The sequence below is a fragment of the Bacillus vallismortis genome (assembly GCF_040784915.1).
Classification (GTDB): Bacteria; Bacillota; Bacilli; order Bacillales; family Bacillaceae; genus Bacillus; species Bacillus subtilis_G.
In genome coordinates, this window is record NZ_CP160797.1 from 2,062,374 (window position 1) to 2,088,371 (window position 25,998).

33 protein-coding genes are annotated in these 25,998 nt (G+C 41.3%); 23 read left to right on the forward strand and 10 right to left on the reverse strand.

Annotation, left to right across the window (positions count from 1 at the left end):
• Positions 1-59 precede the first annotated feature (59 nt).
• Positions 60-488 (forward strand): hypothetical protein, encoded by a 429-nt coding sequence (locus ABZM97_RS10000; protein ID WP_087991433.1) that lies wholly within the window; start codon positions 60-62, stop codon positions 486-488.
• Positions 489-873: 385 nt separating this feature from the next.
• Here ABZM97_RS10000 and lexA read toward each other — a convergent pair whose 3' ends face one another.
• Positions 874-1,491 carry a transcriptional repressor LexA gene (gene lexA, locus ABZM97_RS10005; RefSeq protein WP_087991432.1) on the reverse strand — a complete coding sequence of 206 codons (618 nt, stop codon included), beginning with the start codon at positions 1,489-1,491 and terminating at the stop codon, positions 874-876.
• Positions 1,492-1,639: 148 nt separating this feature from the next.
• Here lexA and yneA point away from each other — a divergent pair, with 148 nt between their 5' ends.
• The 6 genes from yneA to ABZM97_RS10035 all read left to right on the forward strand — a co-directional run bounded on the left by yneA (position 1,640) and on the right by ABZM97_RS10035 (position 6,000).
• On the forward strand, positions 1,640-1,957 hold the full coding sequence (gene yneA / locus ABZM97_RS10010; RefSeq protein ID WP_087991431.1) for a cell division suppressor protein YneA: 318 nt from the start codon (positions 1,640-1,642) through the stop codon (positions 1,955-1,957).
• 18 nt (positions 1,958-1,975) lie between these two features.
• Entirely contained in the window at positions 1,976-2,629 is a 654-nt protein-coding gene (locus ABZM97_RS10015) for a recombinase family protein (RefSeq protein ID WP_087991430.1), read from the forward strand.
• Positions 2,630-2,692: 63 nt separating this feature from the next.
• Positions 2,693-2,926, forward strand: a complete 234-nt coding sequence (locus ABZM97_RS10020) for a DUF896 domain-containing protein (RefSeq protein ID WP_087991429.1) — start codon at positions 2,693-2,695, stop codon at positions 2,924-2,926.
• A gap of 167 nt (positions 2,927-3,093) precedes the next feature.
• On the forward strand, positions 3,094-5,097 hold the full coding sequence (gene tkt, locus ABZM97_RS10025; RefSeq protein ID WP_202327634.1) for a transketolase: 2,004 nt from the start codon (positions 3,094-3,096) through the stop codon (positions 5,095-5,097).
• 152 nt (positions 5,098-5,249) lie between these two features.
• Entirely contained in the window at positions 5,250-5,696 is a 447-nt protein-coding gene (sirA, locus tag ABZM97_RS10030) for a sporulation inhibitor of replication protein SirA (protein WP_087991427.1), read from the forward strand.
• An 85-nt stretch (positions 5,697-5,781) separates the two neighbouring features.
• Complete coding sequence (locus tag ABZM97_RS10035) at positions 5,782-6,000, forward strand: YneF family protein (protein ID WP_003221221.1); 219 nt, start codon at positions 5,782-5,784, stop codon at positions 5,998-6,000.
• Positions 6,001-6,073: 73 nt separating this feature from the next.
• Here ABZM97_RS10035 and ynzD read toward each other — a convergent pair whose 3' ends face one another.
• Positions 6,074-6,247, reverse strand: coding sequence for an aspartyl-phosphate phosphatase YnzD (gene ynzD / locus ABZM97_RS10040; protein WP_087991451.1), 174 nt, complete (start codon positions 6,245-6,247; stop codon positions 6,074-6,076).
• 220 nt (positions 6,248-6,467) lie between these two features.
• Between ynzD and ccdA the strand changes: the two genes are divergently transcribed.
• The 3 genes from ccdA to ABZM97_RS10055 all read left to right on the forward strand — a co-directional run bounded on the left by ccdA (position 6,468) and on the right by ABZM97_RS10055 (position 8,183).
• Positions 6,468-7,175, forward strand: a complete 708-nt coding sequence (ccdA, locus tag ABZM97_RS10045) for a cytochrome c-type biogenesis protein CcdA (RefSeq protein ID WP_202327633.1) — start codon at positions 6,468-6,470, stop codon at positions 7,173-7,175.
• An 87-nt stretch (positions 7,176-7,262) separates the two neighbouring features.
• Positions 7,263-7,625 carry a response regulator gene (locus tag ABZM97_RS10050; protein ID WP_087991425.1) on the forward strand — a complete coding sequence of 121 codons (363 nt, stop codon included), beginning with the start codon at positions 7,263-7,265 and terminating at the stop codon, positions 7,623-7,625.
• A gap of 66 nt (positions 7,626-7,691) precedes the next feature.
• Complete coding sequence (locus ABZM97_RS10055; protein WP_087991424.1) at positions 7,692-8,183, forward strand: CcdC family protein; 492 nt, start codon at positions 7,692-7,694, stop codon at positions 8,181-8,183.
• 30 nt (positions 8,184-8,213) lie between these two features.
• On the opposite strand, the gene ABZM97_RS10060 is transcribed toward ABZM97_RS10055, so the two are convergent.
• The 4 genes from ABZM97_RS10060 to sspO form a co-directional block, all read right to left on the reverse strand.
• Positions 8,214-8,642 (reverse strand): DUF2621 domain-containing protein, encoded by a 429-nt coding sequence (locus ABZM97_RS10060; RefSeq protein ID WP_087991423.1) that lies wholly within the window; start codon positions 8,640-8,642, stop codon positions 8,214-8,216.
• Positions 8,643-8,874: 232 nt separating this feature from the next.
• A complete protein-coding gene (gene cotM, locus ABZM97_RS10065; protein ID WP_087991450.1) occupies positions 8,875-9,267 on the reverse strand; it encodes an outer spore coat protein CotM in 393 nt (130 codons plus the stop codon).
• Between the two features lie 80 nt (positions 9,268-9,347).
• A complete protein-coding gene (locus ABZM97_RS10070) occupies positions 9,348-9,494 on the reverse strand; it encodes a small acid-soluble spore protein P (RefSeq protein WP_003221237.1) in 147 nt (48 codons plus the stop codon).
• A 31-nt stretch (positions 9,495-9,525) separates the two neighbouring features.
• Entirely contained in the window at positions 9,526-9,672 is a 147-nt protein-coding gene (gene sspO, locus ABZM97_RS10075) for an acid-soluble spore protein SspO (RefSeq protein WP_003244839.1), read from the reverse strand.
• Between the two features lie 226 nt (positions 9,673-9,898).
• Between sspO and acnA the strand changes: the two genes are divergently transcribed.
• From acnA to ABZM97_RS10110, 7 genes are all read left to right on the forward strand, one after another.
• The gene (gene acnA / locus ABZM97_RS10080) at positions 9,899-12,628 is read left to right on the forward strand and encodes an aconitate hydratase AcnA (protein ID WP_202327631.1); all 2,730 of its coding nucleotides are present in this window, start codon (positions 9,899-9,901) and stop codon (positions 12,626-12,628) included.
• Positions 12,629-12,699: 71 nt separating this feature from the next.
• On the forward strand, positions 12,700-13,212 hold the full coding sequence (locus ABZM97_RS10085; RefSeq protein WP_087991421.1) for a redoxin domain-containing protein: 513 nt from the start codon (positions 12,700-12,702) through the stop codon (positions 13,210-13,212).
• A 78-nt stretch (positions 13,213-13,290) separates the two neighbouring features.
• Complete coding sequence (locus tag ABZM97_RS10090; RefSeq protein ID WP_003244964.1) at positions 13,291-13,416, forward strand: FbpB family small basic protein; 126 nt, start codon at positions 13,291-13,293, stop codon at positions 13,414-13,416.
• A gap of 64 nt (positions 13,417-13,480) precedes the next feature.
• Positions 13,481-13,627 (forward strand): acid-soluble spore protein N, encoded by a 147-nt coding sequence (locus ABZM97_RS10095; protein ID WP_010328560.1) that lies wholly within the window; start codon positions 13,481-13,483, stop codon positions 13,625-13,627.
• A gap of 36 nt (positions 13,628-13,663) precedes the next feature.
• A complete protein-coding gene (gene tlp / locus ABZM97_RS10100) occupies positions 13,664-13,915 on the forward strand; it encodes a small acid-soluble spore protein Tlp (protein WP_087991420.1) in 252 nt (83 codons plus the stop codon).
• 83 nt (positions 13,916-13,998) lie between these two features.
• Positions 13,999-14,415, forward strand: a complete 417-nt coding sequence (locus ABZM97_RS10105) for a YbgC/FadM family acyl-CoA thioesterase (protein WP_087991419.1) — start codon at positions 13,999-14,001, stop codon at positions 14,413-14,415.
• A 15-nt stretch (positions 14,416-14,430) separates the two neighbouring features.
• Positions 14,431-14,730, forward strand: a complete 300-nt coding sequence (locus ABZM97_RS10110; RefSeq protein ID WP_087991418.1) for a hypothetical protein — start codon at positions 14,431-14,433, stop codon at positions 14,728-14,730.
• A gap of 32 nt (positions 14,731-14,762) precedes the next feature.
• Here the strand turns inward: ABZM97_RS10110 and ABZM97_RS10115 are convergent, their stop codons facing one another.
• Positions 14,763-15,050 carry a HesB/YadR/YfhF family protein gene (locus ABZM97_RS10115; protein WP_087991417.1) on the reverse strand — a complete coding sequence of 96 codons (288 nt, stop codon included), beginning with the start codon at positions 15,048-15,050 and terminating at the stop codon, positions 14,763-14,765.
• Between the two features lie 87 nt (positions 15,051-15,137).
• Positions 15,138-15,719: a glycerol-3-phosphate 1-O-acyltransferase PlsY gene (gene plsY / locus ABZM97_RS10120; RefSeq protein WP_087991416.1), complete on the reverse strand. Its 582-nt coding sequence runs from the start codon at positions 15,717-15,719 to the stop codon at positions 15,138-15,140.
• Positions 15,720-15,887: 168 nt separating this feature from the next.
• Between plsY and ABZM97_RS10125 the strand changes: the two genes are divergently transcribed.
• From ABZM97_RS10125 to parC, 3 genes are all read left to right on the forward strand, one after another.
• Positions 15,888-16,295, forward strand: coding sequence for a CoA-binding protein (locus tag ABZM97_RS10125; protein ID WP_087991415.1), 408 nt, complete (start codon positions 15,888-15,890; stop codon positions 16,293-16,295).
• A gap of 397 nt (positions 16,296-16,692) precedes the next feature.
• Complete coding sequence (gene parE, locus ABZM97_RS10130; RefSeq protein ID WP_087991414.1) at positions 16,693-18,660, forward strand: DNA topoisomerase IV subunit B; 1,968 nt, start codon at positions 16,693-16,695, stop codon at positions 18,658-18,660.
• A gap of 3 nt (positions 18,661-18,663) precedes the next feature.
• The gene (parC, locus tag ABZM97_RS10135) at positions 18,664-21,084 is read left to right on the forward strand and encodes a DNA topoisomerase IV subunit A (protein WP_087991413.1); all 2,421 of its coding nucleotides are present in this window, start codon (positions 18,664-18,666) and stop codon (positions 21,082-21,084) included.
• Between the two features lie 47 nt (positions 21,085-21,131).
• Here parC and ABZM97_RS10140 read toward each other — a convergent pair whose 3' ends face one another.
• Together ABZM97_RS10140 and ABZM97_RS10145 are read right to left on the reverse strand one after the other, a co-directional pair.
• Entirely contained in the window at positions 21,132-21,257 is a 126-nt protein-coding gene (locus ABZM97_RS10140; protein WP_277986964.1) for a hypothetical protein, read from the reverse strand.
• A gap of 25 nt (positions 21,258-21,282) precedes the next feature.
• Positions 21,283-21,636: a hypothetical protein gene (locus tag ABZM97_RS10145; protein ID WP_087991412.1), complete on the reverse strand. Its 354-nt coding sequence runs from the start codon at positions 21,634-21,636 to the stop codon at positions 21,283-21,285.
• Between the two features lie 478 nt (positions 21,637-22,114).
• On the opposite strand from ABZM97_RS10145, the gene ABZM97_RS10150 reads away from it, so the two are divergent.
• From ABZM97_RS10150 to ABZM97_RS10160, 3 genes are all read left to right on the forward strand, one after another.
• Complete coding sequence (locus tag ABZM97_RS10150; protein ID WP_148961703.1) at positions 22,115-23,512, forward strand: sodium:alanine symporter family protein; 1,398 nt, start codon at positions 22,115-22,117, stop codon at positions 23,510-23,512.
• 323 nt (positions 23,513-23,835) lie between these two features.
• Positions 23,836-25,335 (forward strand): cellulase family glycosylhydrolase, encoded by a 1,500-nt coding sequence (locus ABZM97_RS10155; RefSeq protein ID WP_202327629.1) that lies wholly within the window; start codon positions 23,836-23,838, stop codon positions 25,333-25,335.
• A 74-nt stretch (positions 25,336-25,409) separates the two neighbouring features.
• A complete protein-coding gene (locus tag ABZM97_RS10160; RefSeq protein ID WP_087991409.1) occupies positions 25,410-25,676 on the forward strand; it encodes a YnfE family protein in 267 nt (88 codons plus the stop codon).
• Positions 25,677-25,998: the final 322 nt, after the last annotated feature.

A 25,998-nucleotide genomic window follows, 5' to 3' on the forward strand; every position in this document is an offset into this window, starting at 1 on the left:
TCGCAAAGAACATATACATAAATGTGAATAAAGGTTAAAATATGGTAAATGGGGGTTGGTTGAAAATGAAGATACTGGCCTTAACGGCAGTTTTGACGTGTTTTTTTGGCATTGGCAGTACCCATGCGTCAGCATTAGATTTTGATCACAAAACAGACTTTATTTTAAATGACAGCACAAAGTCGTTTGTTCTGGAAAATATCAGTGATGTTCCGGCAATCGAATATTTTTTAGGCTATCAGTTTACGATCTTGGGAGCCAATAGTTGTTCAGTTGAGCTTAAACTTCAACGGATGGGGCTTACGGGGCAATATACCACGCTGAGCACGAAACAATTCAGAGGCAGTTGGTTTGATTTTAGTGCTCAGGATAAAGTTTCAATTGATCCATTTCATCGATACCGTATCTTTGCAGAAGAACATTCGGAAAACTGCACAAGTGTTCGAGTAAAAGGGAGTTATGGTATTCAATATTTTCATTTTGATTGAAGCTCACGATGATAAAGGTGAGCTGTTTTTTTACATAAAATAGAACTAACTAAACTATGTACTAAATTTTCACATAAATTAATTGCCGCGCTCTCTGCATAAATCTAATTCCGTATCATTCCACGACCTAGTAATGAAACGTTTTTAAGCAGATCACGTCTAATGTTTTAAACGGACAACATTTCGATAAAAAGTTTCCTAAAGGAAAGAAAATTTCTTGACTTCAACAATTGTTTGGTGGATAATTATGGTGTAAACATGATGTTCTTTTCCTCCTATTCAGGCTCGCACCTAAAATTCAGGGCGAGCCTGCTTTTTTTGATACAATAAACCCCCTCTCCATAAAGGAAGAGGGGGTTATTTCATCATCTGATAGTTCAATAGATTAATGGACGGTTCTGAACACGCCAATTACTTTCCCTAGAATGCTGACATTCTGTAAGATGATAGGTTCCATCGTTGGGTTTTCAGGCTGTAAGCGAATGTGAGTATCCTCTTTATAGAAACGTTTTACCGTAGCTTCATCATCTTCTGTCATCGCAACGACAATTTCCCCGTTGTTTGCTATGTTTTGCTGTTTAACGATGACATAATCTTTATCGAAAATACCAGCGTCAATCATACTGTCTCCCATAATTTCAAGCATAAACACATGCTCGTCCGGGGGAACCATACGGTCAGGAAGCGGAAAATATTCTTCAATATTTTCTATTGCTGTAATAGGAGATCCCGCCGTGACTTTCCCGATGACCGGTACATTAACGACCTGGCTTTGCGGAATGTCTACTTCTTCATCAAGAATTTCTATCGCTCTTGGTTTTGTCGGATCTCGTCTGATCAGCCCTTTTGTTTCCAAGCGGGCCAAGTGGCCGTGGACAGTTGAACTGGACGCAAGCCCGACAGCCTCTCCGATCTCTCTTACGGAAGGCGGATATCCTTTTGATTTAACCTCTGCTTTAATAAAACGGAGGATATCAAGTTGCCTTTTTGATAGCTTCGTCATTTTTCGCACCTCAAAACGTCGATTTTAAGAAGATTATAGCATGATTTTCCTTACAGTACAAACATAGGTTCGAAAAAACAATTGACAGAAACGTTTGTTCGTATATACTGAAATTATAAAAAGCGAACAAACATTCCTGTTGGAGGTTATGATCATGGGTAAAGAATCTATTATTTTTGTCGGTCTGTTCACAGTGATTTTGAGCGCGGTAATCCTTTTGCTGTCATATACAAGCAGCGGCCAGGAGCTTAATCAGTATGTTAAAATAGAAGTCCAGCAAGGCGATACACTTTGGTCTATAGCCGGCCAGGTAGCAGATAAAAAGAAAATAAACAAAAGTGAATTTATTGAATGGGTGGCTGATAAAAATCATCTTCAGACGTCTGATATCCAGCCGGGAGATGAATTGGTGATTCCATTGAAAAAGAAACATCAGGATGCATATGAATTGGCAACTGTAAGATAGAGAGGAAAGATAGAAAAAATGAAAGCACTCATTTATGCCCGCGTAAGCACAAATAAAGAACAGCAGGAGACGTCATTAAAGCGGCAGGAGGAGGAGCTTACGGCAATTGCGGCCGAGAACGGCATGGAAGTCGTCAAAGTGATTTCTGAGAAAGCTAGCGGATATGAAATGGATCGGGATGGTGTATTTGGGCTGCTTGATGAGATCAAGAATTCTGGAATTGATGTCATTTTGGTTCAGGATGAAACTAGGCTCGGACGTGGAAATGCAAAAATCGCACTGCTTCATTGCATCTATAGAGAAGGTGTGAAAGTCTATACAACGGCTCACAGAGGTGAACTGGAGTTATCGGAGGCTGACTCGATGGTGCTGGAGATCGTCAGCATTGTTGAAGAGTACCAGCGGAAAATTCACAACATGAAAATCAAGCGGGGAATGAAACGTGCAGTAAAAAACGGTTTCAAACCGCAAAAAAACCTGAAAAACCAACATGAAAACAGCGGAAAAGAAAGAATAGAGGTGCCCATCTCAGAGATCGTCCGCCTAAGAGCGAATAAACTGACGTTCGCAGAAATTGCGGCTACGCTGAGAGGATTTGGGTATGATGTATCTAAAGCGACCGTCCACCGGCGGTTTCAGGAATACATAGAGAATGACGAGACAGCCGATTGAATCAGTTGTAAAACTCTTTTTGATCTAGTACTATATAGACAAAATGCCATAAAGGAGTTTAACATGATTTCAAACGAAAAAATTGCCAGAATTAATGAACTTGCTGCCAAAGCCAAAGCTGGCGTTATGACAGAAGAAGAAAAAGCTGAACAGCAAAAGCTCCGTCAAGAGTATTTGAAAGGTTTTCGCTCTTCTATGAAAAACACATTAAAAAGTGTGAAAATCATTGATCCGGAAGGCAATGATGTTACACCAGAAAAACTAAAAAAAGAAAAAAGAAATAATAAACTTCACTAATAGAAGAGGAATACGGCAATAACGTATTCCTCTTTTGCATATACTATAGCAACACTTTCATGGGACAAATTTCAACAAGTTTCTCTCAAATTTAAGCTGAAACAGTTGAGAAAAAGTCGTCAGACATTTATGATGTAAGGGTACAACACATAAGGAAGGGGATTTTTATGGATACAATTGAAAAGAAATCAGTTGCTACCATTCGCACACTGTCCATAGACGCTATTGAAAAAGCAAATTCTGGTCACCCAGGGATGCCAATGGGGGCAGCTCCAATGGCATACACGCTGTGGACAAAATTTATGAACGTAAGTCCGGCAAACCCTGGCTGGTTTAACCGTGACCGTTTTGTTTTATCTGCTGGACACGGATCAGCACTTTTATACAGCATGCTTCATTTAAGCGGGTTTGATCTTAGCATCGAAGATCTTAAGGGATTCCGCCAGTGGGGCAGCAAAACACCTGGACATCCGGAATTCGGACATACTGCCGGTGTTGATGCGACAACAGGACCGCTTGGCCAAGGAATTGCCATGGCTGTCGGAATGGCTATCGCTGAACGCCATTTAGCGGAAACTTACAACCGCGACTCATTTAACGTGGTCGATCATTATACATACAGTATTTGCGGTGATGGTGATTTAATGGAAGGCATCTCTTCTGAAGCCGCTTCACTAGCAGGCCATCTTCAGCTTGGCCGTCTGATCGTATTATACGATTCTAATGACATCTCTCTCGATGGAGATCTCGACCGTTCGTTCTCTGAAAACGCAAAACAGCGTTTTGAAGCAATGAATTGGGAAGTTCTTTATGTTGAAGATGGAAACAACATCGAAGAATTAACAGCGGCTATCGAAAAAGCACGCCAAAATGAAAAGAAACCTACATTAATTGAAGTGAAAACAACAATTGGATTTGGTTCTCCTAACCGTGCCGGTACATCGGGTGTTCACGGTGCGCCGCTTGGTAAAGAGGAAAGCAAATTAACAAAAGAAGCTTACGCGTGGACATATGAAGAAGATTTTTACGTTCCTTCAGAAGTTTATGAGCATTTCGCTAAAGCGGTTAAAGAATCAGGCGAGAAAAAGGAAAAGGAATGGAATGCCCAATTCGCTAAATATAAAGAAGTTTATCCTGAACTCGCTGAACAGCTTGAGCTGGGAATCAAAGGAGAGCTTCCAAAGGACTGGGATCAAGAGGTTCCTGTTTATGAAAAAGGAAGCAGCCTGGCATCCCGTGCATCTTCCGGTGAAGTTCTCAACGGCCTTGCGGAAAAAATTCCTTTCTTTGTGGGAGGATCTGCTGACCTGGCGGGATCAAACAAAACGACAATTAAAAATGCCGGTGATTTTACAGCGGCTGATTACTCAGGCAAAAACTTCTGGTTCGGTGTTCGTGAATTTGCGATGGGCGCAGCCTTAAATGGTATGGCGCTTCATGGCGGACTTCGTGTATTCGGCGGGACTTTCTTTGTCTTCTCTGACTACCTGCGTCCGGCAATACGCCTTGCAGCATTAATGGGTCTTCCTGTCACATATGTCTTCACACATGACAGTATTGCGGTAGGTGAAGACGGTCCGACGCACGAGCCAGTTGAACAGCTTGCTTCACTCCGTGCGATGCCTAATCTTTCCTTGATCCGTCCTGCAGACGGCAATGAGACAGCGGCAGCATGGAAGCTTGCAGTACAAAGCAATGAACAGCCAACAGCGCTTGTATTGACACGCCAAAACCTTCCTACGATCGACCAAACAGCTGAAGAAGCATTGGCAGGAGTAGAAAAAGGTGCATATGTCGTTTCTAAATCTAAAAACGAAACACCTGACGCTCTTCTCATTGCTTCAGGCTCCGAGGTGGGTCTTGCGATTGAAGCGCAGGCTGAATTGGCAAAAGATAATATCGATGTGTCTGTTGTCAGCATGCCTTCAATGGACCGTTTTGACAAACAATCAAATGAATACAAGAACGCCGTCCTTCCTGCAGATGTGAAAAAACGTCTTGCGATTGAGATGGGCTCATCATTTGGCTGGGGCAAATACACAGGGCTTGAAGGAGACGTGCTCGGCATAGACCGATTCGGTGCATCCGCTCCTGGTGAAACCGTCATCAATGAATACGGCTTCTCAGTTCCAAACGTAGTGAACCGAGTAAAAGCATTACTCAATAAGTAAGTCTTTCAAAGAGGATGAGTCAAATCATCCTCTTTTTCTTGTTTATCCGACAAAAATAGTATTGGCTGTTTAACAGTAATAGACAATTCTTTCTTTTCTTCTTTTGTATAATAGAGTGCAAATGAAATGCTGCTGAAAAAGGGGATGAAAAGATGGAACGTCACTACTATACGTACCTGATAAAAGAGGAATTTGCCAATCACTATTTCGGGCGGGAATCGGTTATGTTTGAGCTGTTTCAAGACTATCATTGGACAAGCCTGACAAAGCAGCGGTATGAAATGACAGAGAAACAGATTCAATATATTACACAGCCAATCCCGATTTTACATATGCATCAGCGATTAAAAATGAATTTACACAACACGGATTACAGGCAGGTGGATTATATTTATAGATTAGCTTTACCGAAAGCAAAAGGCCACGCGACGTTTATGATGAAAGAGAACATGATAGAAATTGTGGCTTCGGGGAATTACGAGGCAGAAACGATATTCTTTGAAGTGTTGAGAAAAGTAAGCCCTTGCTTTCTGGCTATGGATTTCAATTCGAAGCGTTACGGCTGGCTAAATCCGGTGAAAGAAAGAAATTTTGTCTAAAACCGAAGAAAAAGAGATGTAAATGTTGTATAATAGCTTTTGGTTTAGTACACTTTAAACTAGACAACATGAAGGAGGAAATAAAATGACTTTATGGGTTGGCATCCTAGTGGGCGTTGTTGCATTGCTCATAGGTGTTGCACTCGGGTTTTTTATTGCTCGTAAATATATGATGAGCTATCTTAAAAAGAATCCGCCTATTAATGAACAAATGTTACGCATGATGATGATGCAAATGGGAATGAAACCTTCTCAAAAGAAAATCAATCAAATGATGAAAGCCATGAATAATCAAACGAAATAATACGTAAAGATTATGATATAGAGAAACATGGTTATAAAATAAAAAACCCTTATACGGGTTTTTTATTTTGCAATCATTCGTCACCCGCTACTGCTCGAAGGCGCTGCTTTTGATATTGTATGAGAAGATGGTCAAGCTCCTGACTGAGCTCTATCGTACTATGAGATGTCATTCCGTTCGCCATGACAATTTGCAGCAGCTCTGCTCTTTTTTTTTCGATTTCATTTAATAGATGCTCTCTAATCACAGGGATGTATCCTTTCATACATTAGATCTTCAAAGTAAATGTTTGTTTATATTATATCCATATTTATACTAATTTTCAAATGAGAAGGAGTACAATAACTCAATGTCAAATTAAATTATATAAGTTTTTTCTGAAAATAGAAATCCTTCAAGTGAAAGTGTTAAAAAAATGAAATGATTTTGTCATTTGAAGGAATGTCAAATCGTGAAGGGATGATGACATGGGAGACGTGAATTATTTTTTGACTTTCGGAGCGGGATTTCTATCCTTTATTTCGCCTTGCTGCCTGCCGCTTTACCCAGCTTTCTTGTCATATATTACAGGGGTCAGCATGGATGATGTGAAAACAGAAAAGCTGCTGCTGCAGAAAAGAAGTTTGTTTCATACTTTGTGTTTTTTGCTTGGCTTTTCAGTCATTTTTATCGCTTTAGGTTATGGAACATCTTTTATTGGCAGCCTCTTTAGGGATTATCACGATGCGATTCGGCAAATTGGCGCGTTGCTTATTATTTTGTTCGGTTTTATTACACTTGGCGTGTTCCGGCCTGAGGCTATGATGAAAGAGCGGAGAATCCATTTTAAGCATAAACCAAGCGGGTTTTTAGGTTCCATCTTAATCGGAATGGCATTTGCAGCGGGATGGACGCCATGTACCGGTCCGATATTAGCAGCTGTGATCTCACTCGCAAGCACAAATCCAGGCTCAGCGGTGCCGTACATGATGTTATATGTACTCGGTTTTGCTGTTCCGTTTCTTTTATTGTCTTTTTTTATCACAAAGCTAAAGTGGATAAGAAAGAACCAGCTTTTGATCATGAAAGCAGGCGGCATCTTGATGATTGTGATTGGTGTGCTGTTATTCTTTAATTGGATGAGCCTGATTATTATTTTACTGTCGGATCTTTTTGGAGGATTTACTGGTTTTTAACGGCAAATTACTTTCGTACTACTACTAATCCTTTTGTTTTTGGTACAATAAGACTATTATCTGTGGAAATCGATTTTGGAGGGGAATATGACAAGAGTTTTAGTTGTAGACGACGCCAAGTTCATGAGAGTGAAACTCAGAGAGATCTTGGAAGAGGCAAATTACATAATCGCAGGCGAAGCGGCGGACGGCGAGCAAGCAGCGGACCTGTATAAAACACTGCGGCCGGACATCGTAACAATGGATATTACAATGCCAGTGAAAAACGGCATTAAGGCGCTTCGTGATATCCTAACCTTCGATCCTAAAGCGAAGGTCATCATGTGTACCGCAATGCGGCACCAAAGAATTGTAACAGAAGCGATTGAACTGGGGGCAAAGGACTTTATTGTCAAACCGTTCGAGGAAACAAAAGTGCTAGAAGCTGTCAGCCGCGTGATGGGACATTAAAGTCATTGGTTTTTTTTATTGTTTTGGAGTATAGTATATAGTATCAACACTCCTAGAAACAAAGGAATGATAAATATGATGATTATAGTTTCATCGATTATTGCTGTGTTAATGGCTGTAGCTGTGATGGTGGTCAGAATAAAATCTTCTGATAAGCCCGTTTCACCGAAAAAAATCATTCTTCCGCCGATTTTTATGAGTACGGGAGCGTTAATGTTTTTATTTCCGGTATTTTGGGTAACTGGTGCAGAGTTTTTAGAAGCATTCACTTTAGGCGTGATTTTCTCTATTTTTCTAATCAAAACGTCTAAATTCGAAATTAAAAATAATGAAATTTACATGAAACGCTCTAAAGCATTTGTATTTATATTAGTCGGCCTTTTGGTGATCAGAATCGTGATGAAATCGATCTTGAGTACATCAATTGATTACGGCGCACTGAGCGGAATGTTTTGGATTCTGGCGTTCGGTATGATTATGCCATGGAGAATCGCTATGTACTTGTCATACCGAAAACTTCATAATGAGCTGCAGTCTGCTAATATTCAAATGAATTAAAAAACCTTTCCTCCTGTCAGGAAAGGTTTTTTATTTAAGAAGGGTTTGATATGGTTCGAGATCGATTTTTTTGTCTCTGAGATGTCTTTTTAAGAAGGTATGGTCTCTTTTAGGAGTTGCGAGAATATAGCCTCTGATCATAAGCTGCTGATCAATCTTTGATACCTTTTCTTTTAATGCAAGCTCACCGATTTTACCCGCGATTTTGGCTTTTGCTGCATCTCTGAACAGCTCCGGAACCGGAGATACCAATTCATTAAGGAATTGTTTGTTTTCATTGCTCCACAAATGCCTGCTCTTTTCGATATAGTAATCCTGCCAATCCAGCTCTGACCTGCCGTCTTCTTTTGGTAAACGCTTTAAAAACTTTCGAAACATAAAAAAACCGCCGATTGATAATAAGACAATCATCGTGATCACCCAAAACAGAATAAACCACAAAAACCAGCCTTCCAGCATCAATCATTCCCCCTTATTCTAACCATATTGTATACGAAGAGAGATTAGAAGAACACAGTAAAAAAAGAATAGAAAAAAAGTGATAGACGTCTAGTCAAAAGAGATAGTAGATCATAATCTATTGTATAGTGAATCTGCTATTTGGCCATGGGAGAATCACTAGAGGGCATTTGACGATAAATGGACGGAAAAAAGTCACTTTCATAATAGGGGATGAAAGTGACTTTTCATTTTAGCTAAGAGGAAATTGAAGAGAAAAAGAAGAATCGTTTTCTGTTTCTTTATTGACGGCAACTGTGAGTAGTTGGTTTTCGCATTCGGTTTGAATGGTTTTGTCATTTAAATAAAAAGGAAGCATCATTTGTTTTTCAAAAGTCTGTCCTGACGATTTAACCGTTAAGATGAACTCGCATCCAGACAGGGTAACCGTTACTTGTGTCGGCTGTAAAAAAGTCAGATCCGCTTCAATAATATACTGCTGACTTGTTTCATATAAATCAATAGGCAATGTTTCGTCGTACCAGGCGAAGGGATCTTCAAAGAATTGCCGAAGCCATTCATCCATACCATCGAAATCATTAGCGTCATTACGTTTAGAATGGGTCATGGAAGCATTCCTCCACATATCAACCTTGCTTGACATCATATGCGGCGGATCAGAAATGGGTGAACGCATAAAAAAACAGACACTAAGGTCTGCTTTTCTTACATATCGTGGCTTGAATTGTGCTTTTGTCTTGTGTGGTTCCGGTTTTTCACTTTTTTGCTTCCGCTGAGAGGCTCCGGCTGGCCCGGGTTGTGTCCTTTAGGGGCGTTTTTATGCATATCTTTACTAGTATTTTTATTGGTCATAAAATGAGAACCTCCTTAAAAGAGTTCGATGTTATTGATTGGTTTTTCTTTTTTTATTATTTTGGCGTTCCGCTTCAGTCAGTACAAGCTGGTCGTTTTCGATATAACCTGCGCCTTTGCCTTGGCTTTTTGCGTCATTCATGCCGTTAATGACGTGATTCGCTTTTCGTTTGACCATCATTATCACCTCCATCATAATATGGCTTCTTTTGTTTCGTTCTATGAAAGATCATAAACAGCAATAATTACCGGTACGTTTGTCTGATAAGCCGAACTTATTGTATTTAATAAAAACATTGATATTTACTTATGTATGATTTTGCTTTAATATGAAATTGTGAGAAAATTGTGATGGGATTTATGTTCATCTGAGAATGATCTGATCTGAAGGGGGATTTTGGAGAATGGCAAACGAGCAAAAAACTGCAGCAAAAGACGTTTTCCAAGCGAGAAAAACGTTTACTACAAATGGGAAAACTTATCATTACTACTCTTTAAAAGCATTGGAAGATGCAGGGGTCGGGAAGGTTTCGAAGCTTCCTTATTCCATCAAAGTTCTTTTAGAATCAGTATTGCGTCAAGTTGACGGATTCGTGATCAAACAAGAGCATGTGGAAAATTTGGCAAAATGGGGAACTGCCGAATTAAAGGAAATCGATGTTCCGTTCAAACCATCTCGTGTTATTTTACAAGATTTCACAGGGGTTCCGGCAGTAGTAGACCTTGCTTCACTGCGTAAAGCTATGGCAGCTGTCGGCGGAGATCCTGATAAAATTAATCCTGAAATTCCTGTTGATCTCGTTATCGACCACTCTGTTCAGGTTGATAAAGCAGGCACAGAAGATGCGTTAGCTATTAATATGGACTTGGAATTCGAAAGAAATGCCGAGCGCTATAAATTTTTGAGCTGGGCAAAGAAAGCGTTTAATAACTATCAGGCAGTGCCGCCTGCAACAGGTATCGTGCACCAAGTAAACCTTGAGTTCCTGGCAAGTGTCGTCCATGCCATTGAAGAAGACGGCGAGCTTGTCACGTATCCTGATACGCTTGTCGGAACAGATTCACATACAACAATGATTAACGGAATCGGTGTTCTCGGATGGGGTGTCGGCGGAATTGAAGCTGAAGCAGGAATGCTTGGACAGCCTTCTTATTTCCCTGTTCCTGAGGTAATCGGCGCGAAACTTGTCGGCAAGCTTCCGAACGGAACAACCGCTACTGACTTGGCGTTAAAAGTGACTCAGGTGCTACGTGAAAAAGGCGTTGTGGGCAAGTTTGTTGAATTCTTCGGACCGGGAATTGCTGAATTGCCGCTTGCGGACCGTGCAACAATTGCGAACATGGCTCCGGAGTACGGCGCTACATGCGGATTCTTCCCAGTGGATGAAGAAGCGCTCAACTACATGCGTCTGACAGGCCGTGATCCTGAACATATTGATGTTGTCGAAGCATACTGCAGAAGCAATGGCTTGTTCTACACTCCTGATGTTGAAGACCCTCAATTTACTGATGTGGTTGAAATTGACTTGACCCAAATTGAAGCAAACTTATCAGGTCCAAAACGCCCTCAGGATTTAATCCCGCTTTCTGCTATGCAGGAAACGTTCAAAAAACATTTAGTCAGCCCTGCGGGTAACCAAGGATTCGGTTTAAATGCTGAAGAAGAAGATAAAGAAATTAATTTTAAACTCCTTAATGGCGAAGAAACAGTGATGAAAACGGGTGCGATAGCCATTGCTGCGATTACAAGCTGTACGAATACATCGAACCCGTACGTTCTGATCGGTGCCGGACTCGTAGCGAAAAAAGCGGTTGAATTAGGACTTGAGGTGCCTAATTACGTGAAAACGTCACTTGCACCGGGTTCTAAAGTCGTCACAGGATATCTTGTGAATTCTGGCCTTCTTCCATACATGAAAGAGCTTGGTTTTAACCTCGTTGGGTACGGATGTACAACATGTATCGGAAACTCAGGACCGCTTTCACCAGAAATCGAAGAAGCGGTTGCGAAAAATGATCTGCTGATTACGTCTGTCCTTTCCGGAAACCGTAACTTTGAAGGACGTATTCACCCGCTTGTTAAAGGCAACTATCTTGCTTCACCGCCGCTTGTTGTGGCATACGCGCTGGCTGGAACGGTGAACATTAACCTGAAAACCGATCCGATCGGTGTAGGCAAAGATGGTCAAAACGTTTACTTTAACGATATTTGGCCGTCGATGGATGAAATTAATTCACTTGTTAAGCAAACTGTTACGCCTGAGCTCTTCCGCAAAGAGTATGAAACGGTATTTGACGACAACAAGCGCTGGAACGAGATTGAAACGACAGATGAAGCGTTATATAAATGGGATAATGAGTCAACCTACATTCAGAATCCGCCATTCTTCGAAGAAATGTCTGTTGAACCAGGCAAGGTTGAACCACTCAAAGGTTTGCGTGTTGTCGGTAAATTCGGCGATTCAGTCACAACGGACCATATTTCTCCTGCAGGAGCAATCGGAAAAGACACGCCTGCCGGTAAGTACTTGCAAGAGAAAGGGGTTTCTCCTCGTGACTTTAACTCCTACGGCTCCCGCCGCGGAAACCATGAAGTCATGATGAGAGGAACATTTGCCAACATCCGCATCAAAAACCAAATCGCGCCGGGTACAGAAGGCGGATTTACAACGTACTGGCCGACTGGTGAAGTAACATCAATCTATGATGCGTGCATGAAATATAAAGAAGATAAAACCGGCCTTGTTGTATTAGCTGGAAAAGACTACGGTATGGGATCTTCACGTGACTGGGCTGCAAAAGGAACAAACCTTCTCGGCATCAGAACGGTCATTGCTGAGAGCTTTGAGAGAATTCACAGAAGCAACCTTGTATTTATGGGTGTGCTGCCGCTTCAATTTAAACAAGGTGAAAATGCGGAAACACTCGGCTTAACCGGTAAAGAAGTGATCGAGGTAGATGTTGATGAAAGCGTACGCCCTCGTGATATCGTTACAGTAAGAGCAATTGATGAAGACGGAAATGTAAAAACATTTGAAGCACTTGTCCGCTTCGATAGTGAAGTTGAAATTGATTACTATCGCCATGGCGGCATCCTGCAAATGGTGCTTCGCGATAAAATGAAGCAGTCCTGATGAATCAATAGGAAGAGAAGGCATTTCGCTTTCTCTTCTTTTTATGACAAAGTGTGCTGCGGAGGTGGCATATGATGAAAAAATGGCTCGCAAGGATCCTGCTTATTATGCTTGCCAGCTATATGGGATGGAATTTGTATCAAACATACACCAAAAAAGAAGTGGGAATAGAAGAGGGACAGCAAGCTCCAGAATTCACTTTGAAAACGCTATCGGGAGAGAAAAGTTCCTTACAAGACACAAAAGGCAAAAAAGTCCTCCTCAATTTTTGGGCAACTTGGTGTAAACCGTGCCGGCAGGAAATGCCAGCGATGGAACAACTGCAAAAAGAATACGCAGACGAACTTGCGGTTGTTGCTGTTAATTTCACTTCAGCTGAGAAAAGTGTGAAACAGGTTCAGGCGTTTGCTGATACGTATGAATTAACGTTTCCTATCCTGATTGATAAAAAAGGGATCAATGCTGACTATAACGTGATGTCATATCCAACGACGTATATCTTAGATGAAAAAGGCGTTATTCAAGATATACATATCGGCACCATGACAAAAAAAGAAATGGAACAAAAACTGGATCTTGATTAGATTCAGTTTTTTTATGTTCTGAATGCTTACAAATTTTCAGAATTGGAAAAAATAAATGAATATGCGGAGGTGAGAAGAGTGAAGAAGATGAGAAAACGTTCTTTTCATGAGCTCGTCATGGAAAATAAAAAAGAGCTGATGACCAATACAGAGTATTTAAATCAGCTTGAGGAAAAGCTTGAACAGCGATTTAAGCAAAAATAACCTTTAATTTGTATTCATGTTTACCCCTCCTTTTGAGAATCCTATCTATTGAGGAGGGATAGACATGGGAAACAACAAGAAAAACGGTCAGCCTCAATTTGCTCCAAGCCACTTGGGTACGAAGCCTGTAAAATATAGAGCCAATAAAGGGGAAAAAATGCAGGATAAGTCCGGACAGCAGCCGATCATCATGCAGACAAAAGGTGAGTAGCGCAAAATTGAGTATATTTCTAGGAGGTCCATCCAAATGACAAATAACCATAAACAATACCAGCACCCTAATCCTGATGATCGTTCTGATAACGTAGAAAAGCTGCAGGATATGGTTCAAAATACAATTGAAAACATGGAAGAAGCAGAAGCATCAATGGAGTTTGCTTCAGGAGAAGATAAGCAGCACATCAAAGAAAAAAATGCTAGACGCGAACAGAGTATCGAAGCGTTTCGCAATGAAATTCAAGACGAATCCGAAGCGAGACAAAACGGATACCGCTCTTAAAAACCAGGGAAACCTGGTTTTTTTCTTTCTGATTTGATTATGGTAAAATGGGGCTAAATTGACGTTAAGGGAGCAGAATAATTTTGCAGGTATCAAAAAAAGAAATAGAAGTGCGTTATGCAGAGACAGATCAAATGGGGATTGTCTATCACGCAAATTATCTTGTGTGGATGGAGGTCGGCAGAACGGCCCTCATAAAGGATTTAGGCTTTTTATACAGTGATATGGAAAAGAGAGGCGTCCTCTCACCAGTCGTTGATATCAATATATCCTATAAAAAGCCGCTTCATTATGGAGAAACCGCGGTTGTGCATACATGGATAGAGGACTACAACGGCTTTAAAACCGTCTATGGTTATCATATTTATAATCCGGCCGGCGAGCTTTCCATCGAAGCCACCTCATCTCATATTTGTGTTGATAAAGAAAGCTTTAAGCCTATTCAGTTCCGCAAAGCTTTCCCTGATTGGCACGCAGCGTATGAAAAGGCCAAAAAATAGGGAAGTGAACGAGATATGGCGTTTGGAGTGAAACGGGAAGAACTCAACCGGTGGAAACAAGCAGTGAAAAGAGGAGACATTGCATTTTTAACCCATTACTGGCTGGATGACCGGTTTCCAGAAGCAAAGACCGTGACAAAAGCCGGCTGTGCAGATATTGATAAACTGATTCAATGGGGAGCGGCGTACGGTTTAAAAAAAGAATGGATACATAAGAAAAGTGAATTTCCTCACTTTGATCTCCTGGGTAAGACACAAAAATATATTTTGGAACAAGAGAACCTGACCGATCATCTTAAAAGATTTCATTTGTAAAAAAAGGAACGCACATAACGTGCGTTCCTTTTTTATTGATATTCAAAAACAGGTTCATCAGCATCCTCTGAATAGCTGACTAGAAGGTCATGGTTATCGAAGTACCATAGATCACTTTCTTCAATAAAGAAGGTAATGCCGCCGGCTTCTGCAGTGGCTCCAGCCTCTTGCGGGGCATCTTTCGCAACACCGAGGGAAAATCCCTTTTGAACGTTGCTACAGCCGCCGTAGCGGACGAAAAAGCGAACCTGATCTCCGCTTTCTAAATCCAGCTCTTCTTTATACCAGTTCAGTGCGTCTTCGTTAATTGTCATATTCATAACAGAACACCCCTTTGTACTTCATTTGAATTTTCTCTATTATAAACGTATTAGGCTATTCTGTGTCAAAAGAGAAGGTTTTTACGTTTATAACCATTTCACTTTAGGTTCTGTTTTATTGATAATTCGTTTAATGTTTGCCCGGTGTCTGTATATCACAAAAATAGTGAGCAGGGCAACAACAATCAATAAATACCTATCATGGACAAAGAGACTATATATAACAGTATAGATCCCTGTTAACATTGATGACAGGGAAACAAATTTAGTCAAGTATAAAAAGATGAAAAATACCGCGATCATCGTGATAAATAACAGAGGTGCGTAAAATAGCAAAACGCCTCCAGACGTTGCCACGGCTTTACCGCCTTTAAATTTGGCGAATATAGGAAACACATGGCCTAAAACTGCAAAGACTCCAATAAGAAGCGGATGAATATCAACATGCATGAGATAAGGCAATGCAGTTGCCAGCGTCCCTTTCAAAATATCTCCGGCTATGACGACGGAACCAGCTTTTACGCCCAGCGTACGGAACGCGTTGGTTGCGCCTAGGTTGCCGCTTCCGTGTTCCCGAATATCAATTCCCTTGGCAAGCTTGCCCACAATTAAGCCAGATGGAATGCTGCCTATCAGGTAGGCCAAAATAATCAATAAAGCAATAAACATCTACATTTCTCCTTTTTCAAAGTCCCTTCTTTCTATTTTAACATGAGATGTCATGATCTGATGACAAGTTTTTTGTAAAGTTTGCTTACACATCCACACAAATGTGCACCATATTTTGATTTCTTTAATTTTGATCGTGTAAAATAGATGAAAAAGGAGTGGTACAGAATGCAAAACCCTTCCAAAGCGGAATTGAAAGAGATTCTTGATAGAAGCAAGCGAATAGCGGTAGTGGGGCTTTCGGACCGGCCGGATAGAACGTCACATATGGTTTCAAAAGCGATGCAGGATGCGGGCTATGATATCATTCCCGTCAATCCTACAATTGATGAAGCTCTGGGTGTCAAAGCCGTTTCATCTTTAAAAGAGATTGACGGCCCAGTTGACATTGTCAATGTATTCCGGCGCTCTGAACAGCTGCCAGGCGTTGCGGAAGAGTTTTTGGAGACAGATGCTCCGGTATTTTGGGCACAGCAAGGGCTGGTCAACGAAGAAGCTTACAAGATGCTAAAGGAAAAAGACAGAACGGTTATCATGGATCTGTGTATAAAAGTGGCGCACGCAGTAACAAAATAGATGCAGAACCGCAAAAATCCTTGTGAATTCAAGGATTTTTGCTTTTTAATTTTAAGATATTGTTTGCGTATTACGGTGAAACAGATACAATAAAGCTTGAACAGCTTTTTTTGAACACCTTGTCCAGCTGGGTTTCGGCCGTTCGATTTGCGAAGGTCTGCTGCTTTATATATAATAAACAAACATACGTTCTCGTTTCGTAAAAACAGCACTTTGCCCGATGTTTTGTGAACTGATTCGTTAGCTTTATGTTGCGATCACAAACATATTGGTTATAATGGGGAGTCCAAGGCAGTACCGGCTTAAGGCGAGGTTTATAAAAAATACTTTTTACAATTGATGCGCATTACTGAAAAAAGAGAAAGACAATGTTAGTTTTTGAAAGGGGTTTGTACGTTTGGCTAGAAAACAGCAATTTGATTACAACGAAGATGCCATTCAGGTGCTCGAAGGCCTTGAGGCCGTCAGGAAAAGGCCGGGTATGTATATTGGTTCTACTGACGCGCGGGGCTTGCACCACTTGGTTTATGAAATTGTAGATAACTCTGTCGACGAGGTGCTTGCCGGCCATGGAGATCACATTATCGTCAAAATACATAAAGACAACAGTATTTCTGTACAGGATAGAGGCCGCGGCATGCCGACCGGAATGCATAAGCTCGGCAAACCAACCCCTGAAGTGATTTTAACGGTGCTTCATGCCGGAGGAAAGTTCGGCCAAGGCGGTTATAAGACAAGCGGAGGGCTGCACGGGGTTGGTGCATCAGTCGTAAATGCTTTATCTGAATGGCTGACGGTTACCATTGAGCGGGACGGTTTCATTTATCAGCAGCGGTTTGAAAATGGAGGAAAACCGGTTACATCCCTCGAGAAGATCGGCAAAACAAAAAAGACAGGAACGCTTACGCACTTTAAGCCAGATCCAACGATGTTCAGTGCAACAACTTATAATTTTGAAACGCTTTCTGAACGATTAAGAGAATCTGCGTTTTTGTTAAAAGGATTAAAAATTGAGCTGATTGATGAGCGGAATGACCAGCAGGAGGTCTTTTATTACGAGAACGGCATAGAAGCGTTTGTCGCTTACTTAAATGAGGAAAAAGACGTCTTGTCTGAAGTGGTCTCGTTTGAGGGCGAGCATCATTCAATAGAAGTGGACTTTGCGTTCCAGTTTAATGACGGCTATTCTGAAAACATTCTGTCATTTGTTAATAACGTCAGAACAAAAGACGGCGGTACTCATGAGTCAGGTGCAAAAACAGCGATGACACGCGCTTTTAATGAATATGCGAGAAAAGTGGCTTTGCTGAAAGAAAAGGATAAGAACCTTGAAGGCACTGATATAAGGGAAGGGCTTTCAGCCATTATCTCTGTTCGCATTCCCGAAGAGCTTCTTCAGTTTGAAGGACAAACAAAAGGAAAGCTCGGTACAAGCGAAGCGAGATCAGCAGTTGATGCGATTGTTTCAGAGCAGCTTGCTTATTTTTTAGAGGAAAACCGGGATACCGCAACGCTCCTTGTCAAAAAAGCAATCAAAGCGAGTCAGGCACGCGAAGCGGCACGCAAAGCCCGTGAAGAAGCAAGAAGCGGCAAAAAACGCAAAAAATCTGAAGCGACATTAAGCGGAAAGCTGACGCCCGCCGGTTCAAGAAACCCGGCAAAAAATGAATTGTATCTCGTTGAGGGCGATTCTGCAGGCGGATCAGCCAAGCAGGGAAGAGACCGCAGATTCCAAGCGGTTCTGCCTTTACGCGGTAAAGTCATTAATACGGAAAAAGCGAAACTTGCTGATATCTTTAAAAATGAAGAGATCAATACGATCATTCATGCGATCGGCGGCGGAGTCGGAGCGGATTTCTCAGTCGATGATATCAACTACGACAAAATCATCATTATGACCGATGCCGATACTGACGGCGCTCATATTCAAGTGCTGCTTCTCACTTTTTTCTATCGCTATATGAAACCGCTCATTGAGCATGGCAAGGTGTTCATTGCACTGCCTCCTTTATATAAGGTCAGCAAAGGAAGCGGGAAAAAGGAAATCATTGAATATGCATGGTCTGATGAAGAGATGGATGATGTCCTGAAAAAAGTCGGCAAAGGCTATACCATTCAGCGATATAAGGGACTTGGAGAGATGAACGCAGACCAGCTGTGGGAGACGACGATGAATCCGGAGTCCCGTACGCTTGTAAGGGTCAAAATCGACGATGCGGCACGCGTAGAGAGACGTGTCACGACGTTAATGGGAGACAAAGTGGAGCCGCGCAGAAAGTGGATTGAGAAAAACGTCGCTTTCGGCTTAGATGAAGAAAGCAATATTTTAGAAAATGAAAACTTATCGGTCGCTGAGGAGGTTTAATGATTGTCACAGCCAGAATTATTTCATGATTTACCATTAGAAGAGGTGATCGGGGACCGTTTTGGGCGCTATAGTAAATATATTATTCAAGACAGGGCGCTTCCTGATGCAAGAGACGGCTTAAAGCCGGTACAGCGCAGAATTCTGTATGCGATGCATACAGATGGAAATACGTTTGATAAAAACTTCAGAAAAGCGGCCAAAACGGTCGGTAACGTTATCGGTAACTATCATCCGCACGGTGACAGCTCGGTTTATGAAGCAATGGTGCGGATGAGCCAGGATTGGAAAGTGCGAAATGTGTTAATAGAAATGCATGGGAACAACGGAAGCATCGACGGAGATCCTCCGGCAGCCATGCGTTATACAGAGGCGCGATTATCTCCGATCGCATCTGAGCTTCTTCGGGATATTGACAAAAATACGGTTGAATTTGTGCCGAACTTCGATGATACAAGCAAGGAGCCTGTCGTACTCCCGGCGATGTTCCCTAACCTATTGGTCAACGGATCTACCGGGATATCAGCGGGATATGCGACTGACATTCCCCCTCATCATCTCGGAGAAGTCATTGATGCTGTTATTAAACGCATCCAAATGCCATCTTGTTCTGTTGATGAACTCATGGAAGTCATAAAAGGGCCTGATTTTCCGACAGGCGGTGTTATTCAAGGTGTTGACGGCATAAGAAAAGCTTACGAAACCGGAAAAGGAAAAATCATTATCCGCGGAAAAGCTGAAATAGAAGGAATCAGAGGCGGACGTGAACAAATCGTCATTACTGAAATTCCTTATGAAGTAAACAAAGCCAACCTTGTGAAAAAAATGGACGAGTTCCGCATTGATAAAAAGGTTGAGGGCATCTCAGAGGTTCGCGATGAAACGGACCGTACAGGGCTGAGAGTGGTTATTGAACTGAAAAAAGAAGCGGATGCCAAAGGCATTTTGAATTTCTTATATAAAAATACCGATTTGCAGATCACATATAACTTTAATATGGTGGCCATTCATAACCGCCGTCCGATGCTGATGAGTCTGCCGGCTATTTTAGATGCATATATCGGCCACCAAAAAGAAGTCGTCACAAACCGTTCCGTTTACGAGCTTCAAAAAGCAAAAGACAGGCATCACATCGTAGAAGGTCTCATGAAAGCTTTGTCCATTTTGGATGAAGTCATTGCAACAATCCGTTCTTCAAGCGACAAACGTGACGCTAAAAACAATTTGATAGCGAAATATGAATTTACAGAGCCTCAGGCTGAAGCGATCGTGTCATTGCAGCTATACCGTTTAACCAATACAGATATCACAGCGCTGAAGGAAGAGGCTGAAGAGCTAGATGAAAAAATTGAAGAGCTCGAATCCATTCTGAGCAATGATAAAAAGCTGTTAAAAGTGATCACAAACAGCTTAAAAGCACTGAAAAAGAAATATGCAGACACAAGACGCTCTGTGATTGAAGAAAAAATTGAGGAAATTAAGATTAACCTTGAAGTCATGGTTGCCTCTGAAGATGTATATGTGACCGTTACGAAGGATGGTTACTTAAAACGGACGAGCCAGCGCTCATATGCCGCTTCCAACGGTCAGGATTTCGGAATGAAAGATACGGATAGGATACTGCATCAGTTTGAAATGAATACGACAGATGTGCTGCTGCTCTTTACGAACAAAGGAAGCTATATCTATTGCCCGGTTCACCAGCTGCCTGATATCAGATGGAAGGACATGGGCCAGCATTTTTCAAATGTGATTAGCATTGATGGTGATGAAACGATTGTAAAGGCCATACCGATAAAAGAATTTGATCCAGCAGCGTATCTATTGTTCTTTACGAAAAACGGAATGGTGAAAAAGACAGAGCTCACCCATTATAAAGCACAGCGTTATTCTAAAGCGCTCGTGGCATTAAATTTGAAGGGTGAAGATGAACTGATCGATGTACATGTGACAAATGGGGAAAGCCAGATCTTTATGGCCACTCACCTTGGATACGGCCTATGGTTTGGAGAGGACGAAGTAAATGTAGTTGGTGCGCGTGCGGCAGGTGTCAAAGGGATTAACTTAAAAGAAGATGACTTTGTGGTCTCCGGAGAGATCCTTCAAGAATCTGATTCAATTGTATTGTTCACACAGCGGGGAGCGGTAAAACGCATGAGTCTCGCCGAGTTTGAAAAAACGTCCCGTGCAAAACGAGGTGTCGTGATGCTAAGGGAACTGAAGAAAAATCCTCACCGTGTCGTATCGGTGTTCGCTTGTCGTCTTGATCAACGACTTATGGCGGAAACAGAAAAAGGCGACAGAAAAGAACTGCAGGCAAAAGACTTGCGGACAAACGACAGATACAGCAATGGCTCTTTCTTTATTGATGAAGAGGAATCAGGCAAAGTCACAGCTGTTTGGCGCCTTCAAACAGAGCAATAATATAAAACCCGCTCACATTATGTGAGCGGGTTTCGTTTGTTTTTCAATTAGCTTTCTTGGCTGGTGAAAAGATCTGTAAAGGCATGAACAAATTCGATTCCTTGCCATACAAATAAATTCAGCGCTGTGAAAGAAAATAAGCCTATAATCACCATTCTTAAGATAAACAACATGTTTAACAGCCTCCTCATATTTTCGTTATATAATCGGGTGATGTTGAACATGAAGTTTGCCAAAATAAGACGATTGATAAAATTTGGCCAGTATAAAGCTTTTTTTTCGCTGGCGCCTGCGGGAGTATCCCGTATCTTTGCTTTCAGCGGTCAGAAGCCGAACAGCCATTGCCCATAAAGCAGTCAGCGCAAATGCTCCTGTGATGGATTTCTTCTCATCATCAGCATTTTGGCCGGCTTTCATCTCATGCAATTCCTGCTGGTCGGCTACGGCTTTATAATGATGGCCGATATCAAAGGCGTGGGGAAGTGAGAACAAATGAAAACTGGCAATCGCCAAGAATAAGATGGACGCTTTCAGTATCGTTACTTTTTTCAAATGATCTCCCCCCCTTTAATATTACTGAATATTTTTATAATAATACCCTAACCCATCCTGAAAGTAAACCTGATTTATTAAATTTAAAAATAAAGTTTACTTTGTTAAGTATATATCTTTTTGCTTATTTTTGAAAGAGCAACTTCATTTATTAGTGTATGTATACCCGGTCTGAGACGTGAATAAAAACATATTTTAAATGATATGTTTGTTGTTTAGGATTTATGCCTCTATTTATCAGAGAAATTCTTACTTTTCAAAAGAAATACGATTTTTAATGAAGCTTATAAGAAGTAATTTTTTATTCATAGGAAAATAATAGAGAGGGGGACCGAAGGAGGGAGTATCAATCTAGGACAATAATCTTCACGAAAAAACTTCCTAATTCGACATATTGTGATATAATAAGACTTATCATGTTAAAAAATCTAACATCAAATTTGAAATTACTATGAATTGATGAATACGGGAGGTCAATATGGAGTCTTTTTTCAACAGCTTAATCAATATTCCAAGTGCTTTTATCTGGAAATATTTATTTTATATTTTAGTAGGACTTGGGTTATTTTTTACACTTCGTTTTGGTTTTATCCAATTCCGTTATTTTATTGAAATGTTCAGAATAGTGGGAGAGAAGCCTGACGGAAATAAAGGCGTTTCATCTATGCAGGCATTCTTTATTTCAGCCGCATCCCGAGTCGGTACAGGGAATTTGACGGGTGTTGCCTTAGCAATTGCGACAGGCGGACCGGGCGCTGTCTTTTGGATGTGGGTTGTAGCTGCTGTAGGTATGGCTTCAAGCTTTGTTGAGAGCACGTTAGCCCAGCTTTATAAAGTGAAGGACGGAGACGATTTCCGCGGCGGACCGGCCTACTATATTCAAAAAGGCCTTGGTGTCAGATGGCTCGGCATCGTATTCGCTGTCTTAATTACCGTATCATTCGGTTTAATTTTTAACGCTGTTCAATCCAATACAATTGCAGGAGCGTTAGAAGGCGCTTTTCATGTGAATAAAATAGTTGTGGCCATTGTTCTTGCTGTTTTAACGGCCTTTATTATCTTCGGCGGTTTAAAACGTGTTGTCGCTGTGACACAATTGATTGTTCCAGTCATGGCTGGGCTTTATATTCTCATTGCTCTTTATGTTGTATTCACAAATATTTCTGCATTCCCAAGCGTTATTGCGATCATTGTTAAAAACGCTTTAGGAATTGAACAAGTTGTCGGCGGAGGACTGGGAGCGATCATCGTCATTGGTGCACAGCGCGGACTTTTCTCTAACGAAGCAGGAATGGGTAGCGCGCCAAACGCTGCTGCTACTGCTCATGTTTCACATCCGGCAAAGCAGGGCTTTATTCAGACATTAGGCGTGTTTTTCGATACATTTATCGTATGTACGTCTACAGCGTTTATCATTTTACTGTACAGTGTAACACCAAAAGGTGACGGCATCCAGGTTACACAGGCTGCTCTGAGCCACCATATTGGAGGCTGGGCTCCTAGTTTCATAGCTATCGCAATGTTCTTGTTCGCCTTTAGTTCAGTTGTCGGAAACTACTATTATGGCGAGACAAACATTGAATTTATTAAAACAAGCAAAACATGGCTGAACATTTACCGTATCGCGGTTATTGCTATGGTTGTCTTTGGGTGTGTAGCAGGGTTCCAGATTGTTTGGGATATGGCGGACCTCTTTATGGGGATTATGGCGTTGATTAACTTAATTGTGATAACGCTCTTGTCAAACGTAGCTTACAAAGTGTATAAAGATTACGCGAATCAGCGAAAACAAGGACTTGACCCTGTATTTAAATCGAAAAACATCCCGGGTCTTAAAAACACTGAAACTTGGGAAGATGAGAAACAAGAAGCATAAAAACACGGCTGCATTCACTTCAATGAATGCAGCTTTTTATTTGCCGAAAAGAAGCGGAATATTTTGATTTGATAAAATAATGATGTGTAAAGTCCTGATTATACACTTTTATCTTTGATCCACATGTATCAGCTTGTATCTGAAACAACACAAAAAGAGAAATTAGACAGGCTTTTAAGCCGGCTAAAAACAAGAAATTAGGTTGATAGACAAATATAAGAAAGCTTTTTACAATGAGTTCGTGGTAAAAAAGCGAAAGGGAGGAGAGCGGTGAGTTACTAGGCATATTTTTTACATATTGATTTGAAGGAGGAATATCATATATGAAACGTTCAGTCTCTATCTTAACCGTATGTTTATTCATTGCATTACTAGCGACCGGCGGCTTGGCGGCTCCAGAAGCATCTGCAGCAGGGACAAAGACGCCGGTATCCATAAATGGCCAGCTTAGCATAAAAGGCACACAGCTAGTCAATCAAGATGGCAAAACGGTGCAGTTGAAGGGGATCAGTTCACACGGATTGCAATGGTTTGGCGATTTTGTCAATAAAGACACCTTAAAATGGCTGAGAGACGATTGGGGCATTACGGTTTTCCGAGCGGCGATGTATACGGCAGACGGCGGTTATATTGATAATCCGTCTGTGAAAAACAAAGTAAAAGAAGCGGTTGAAGCGGCAAAAGAGCTTGGGATATATGTCATCATCGACTGGCATATCTTAAATGACGGCAACCCAAATCAAAATAAAGAGAAGGCAAAAGAATTCTTCAAGGAAATGTCAAGCCTTTACGGAAACACGCCAAACGTTATCTATGAAATTGCGAATGAACCAAACGGCGATGTGAACTGGAAGCGTGATATTAAACCGTATGCGGAAGAAGTAAGTTCCGTTATCCGTAAAAACGATCCCGACAACATCATCATTGTCGGTACCGGTACATGGAGCCAGGATGTGAATGATGCTGCAGATGATCAGCTTGCGGATAACAATATCATGTACGCGCTTCATTTTTATGCCGGCACACATGGCCAGTTTTTACGGGATAAGGCAAACTATGCCCTCAGCAAAGGAGCGCCTATTTTTGTGACGGAGTGGGGGACAAGCGATGCTTCCGGAAATGGCGGAGTATTCCTGGACCAGTCACGGGAATGGCTGAATTATCTCGACAGCAAGAACATCAGCTGGGTCAACTGGAATCTTTCTGATAAGCAGGAATCGTCTTCAGCTTTAAAGCCGGGAGCATCTAAAACAGGCGGCTGGCCGTTGTCAGGTTTATCGTCTTCAGGAATATTTGTAAGAGAAAGCATTCTCGGTACCAAAGATTCGACGAAGGACAGCCCTGAAACGCCGGTTCAAGATCAACCTACACAGGAAAAGAGCATCTCTGTGCAATCCAGAGCAGGGGATGGAAGTGTGAACGGAAACCAGATCCGCCCGCAGCTTCACATCAAAAATAACGGCAACTCCACGGTTGATTTAAAAGATGTCACTGTCCGTTACTGGTATAACGCGAAAAACAAAGGCCAAAACTTTGACTGTGACTACGCGCAGATCGGATGCGGCAATGTGACCCACAAGTTTGTGACGTTGCATAAACCTAAGAAAGGCGCAGATACCTATCTGGAACTAGGATTTAAAACCGGAGCGCTTTCATCGGGAGCAAGCACAGGGGATATTCAGCTTCGTCTTCACAATGATGACTGGAGCAATTATGCACAAAGCGGGGATTATTCCTTTTTTCAATCAAATACGTTTAAAACAACGAAAAAAATCACATTATATAATCACGGAAAACTGATTTGGGGAACAGAGCCCAAATAGTTCAGCTTTTGGCGGGCATCAGCAATGATGTCCGTTTTTAGCACCTTATACAGCAAAATAAGGAGGATTACGTTGTGGATGACATATTGAAACAGTATATGGTGCTGTTCAAACATATGAATGATGTGATAAATGGCCCGGACTATCCGGGTAAGGAAAAAGATATTCAAAATCAAAAAGAACAGATCGAACCTTACGAGACACAGCTGCAGCAACGTTTTTCTACGGATTATGACTACGATGAATTTGCTGATTCAGCTATTAAATGTGCATATGGCGATATGACGCTGGAAGATTTAGAAGCCGTTTATTATGAATTAACAACACCATTTTATGATTGAGTTTTAAGAAGCGTAAAATTTCATTTTCTATCTCACTAACTCAAGTATACTTTTATTCTGAGACAGAAAATAATTTATTTTGTTTACTTCCTAGAATATATATTATGTAAACTAACGAAAATTCGAATGACATCATTTTGATTTTTAGCTCCCTTTTATGTACAGGTACAGGGACATAAACAAGGGTCCATTCTAATTTATCTACAGTTTCACCCATTTGTTTGTAATATCAAAAAACCTTTACGTCCTCAATAAATTAAATCGGTCATAAAGGTTTTTCAGTTAGGAGTTGTTCGTCTCATTCATTTTCTATCCAATCAAT

Bases quoted from the DNA above. Each gene is read 5' to 3' on its own strand.
- ABZM97_RS10150 (WP_148961703.1), top strand. From the start codon at position 22,115: ATGGAGTCTTTTTTCAACAGCTTAATCAATATTCCAAGTGCTTTTATC.
- ABZM97_RS10125 (WP_087991415.1), top strand. From the start codon at position 15,888: ATGCAAAACCCTTCCAAAGCGGAATTGAAAGAGATTCTTGATAGAAGC.
- ABZM97_RS10060 (WP_087991423.1), bottom strand. From the start codon at position 8,642: ATGCTGGAAGGCTGGTTTTTGTGGTTTATTCTGTTTTGGGTGATCACG.
- ABZM97_RS10035 (WP_003221221.1), top strand. From the start codon at position 5,782: ATGACTTTATGGGTTGGCATCCTAGTGGGCGTTGTTGCATTGCTCATA.
- ABZM97_RS10085 (WP_087991421.1), top strand. From the start codon at position 12,700: ATGATGAAAAAATGGCTCGCAAGGATCCTGCTTATTATGCTTGCCAGC.
- plsY (WP_087991416.1), bottom strand. From the start codon at position 15,719: ATGTTTATTGCTTTATTGATTATTTTGGCCTACCTGATAGGCAGCATT.
- ccdA (WP_202327633.1), top strand. From the start codon at position 6,468: ATGGGAGACGTGAATTATTTTTTGACTTTCGGAGCGGGATTTCTATCC.
- ABZM97_RS10055 (WP_087991424.1), top strand. From the start codon at position 7,692: ATGATAAATATGATGATTATAGTTTCATCGATTATTGCTGTGTTAATG.
- ABZM97_RS10115 (WP_087991417.1), bottom strand. From the start codon at position 15,050: ATGAATATGACAATTAACGAAGACGCACTGAACTGGTATAAAGAAGAG.
- acnA (WP_202327631.1), top strand. From the start codon at position 9,899: ATGGCAAACGAGCAAAAAACTGCAGCAAAAGACGTTTTCCAAGCGAGA.
- tlp (WP_087991420.1), top strand. From the start codon at position 13,664: ATGACAAATAACCATAAACAATACCAGCACCCTAATCCTGATGATCGT.
- sspO (WP_003244839.1), bottom strand. From the start codon at position 9,672: ATGGTCAAACGAAAAGCGAATCACGTCATTAACGGCATGAATGACGCA.
- ABZM97_RS10015 (WP_087991430.1), top strand. From the start codon at position 1,976: ATGAAAGCACTCATTTATGCCCGCGTAAGCACAAATAAAGAACAGCAG.
- ABZM97_RS10020 (WP_087991429.1), top strand. From the start codon at position 2,693: ATGATTTCAAACGAAAAAATTGCCAGAATTAATGAACTTGCTGCCAAA.
- ABZM97_RS10155 (WP_202327629.1), top strand. From the start codon at position 23,836: ATGAAACGTTCAGTCTCTATCTTAACCGTATGTTTATTCATTGCATTA.
- tkt (WP_202327634.1), top strand. From the start codon at position 3,094: ATGGATACAATTGAAAAGAAATCAGTTGCTACCATTCGCACACTGTCC.
- sirA (WP_087991427.1), top strand. From the start codon at position 5,250: ATGGAACGTCACTACTATACGTACCTGATAAAAGAGGAATTTGCCAAT.
- ABZM97_RS10140 (WP_277986964.1), bottom strand. From the start codon at position 21,257: ATGTTGTTTATCTTAAGAATGGTGATTATAGGCTTATTTTCTTTCACA.
- ABZM97_RS10095 (WP_010328560.1), top strand. From the start codon at position 13,481: ATGGGAAACAACAAGAAAAACGGTCAGCCTCAATTTGCTCCAAGCCAC.
- lexA (WP_087991432.1), bottom strand. From the start codon at position 1,491: ATGACGAAGCTATCAAAAAGGCAACTTGATATCCTCCGTTTTATTAAA.
- yneA (WP_087991431.1), top strand. From the start codon at position 1,640: ATGATCATGGGTAAAGAATCTATTATTTTTGTCGGTCTGTTCACAGTG.
- ABZM97_RS10070 (WP_003221237.1), bottom strand. From the start codon at position 9,494: ATGACCAATAAAAATACTAGTAAAGATATGCATAAAAACGCCCCTAAA.
- ABZM97_RS10110 (WP_087991418.1), top strand. From the start codon at position 14,431: ATGGCGTTTGGAGTGAAACGGGAAGAACTCAACCGGTGGAAACAAGCA.
- ABZM97_RS10050 (WP_087991425.1), top strand. From the start codon at position 7,263: ATGACAAGAGTTTTAGTTGTAGACGACGCCAAGTTCATGAGAGTGAAA.
- cotM (WP_087991450.1), bottom strand. From the start codon at position 9,267: ATGTGGAGGAATGCTTCCATGACCCATTCTAAACGTAATGACGCTAAT.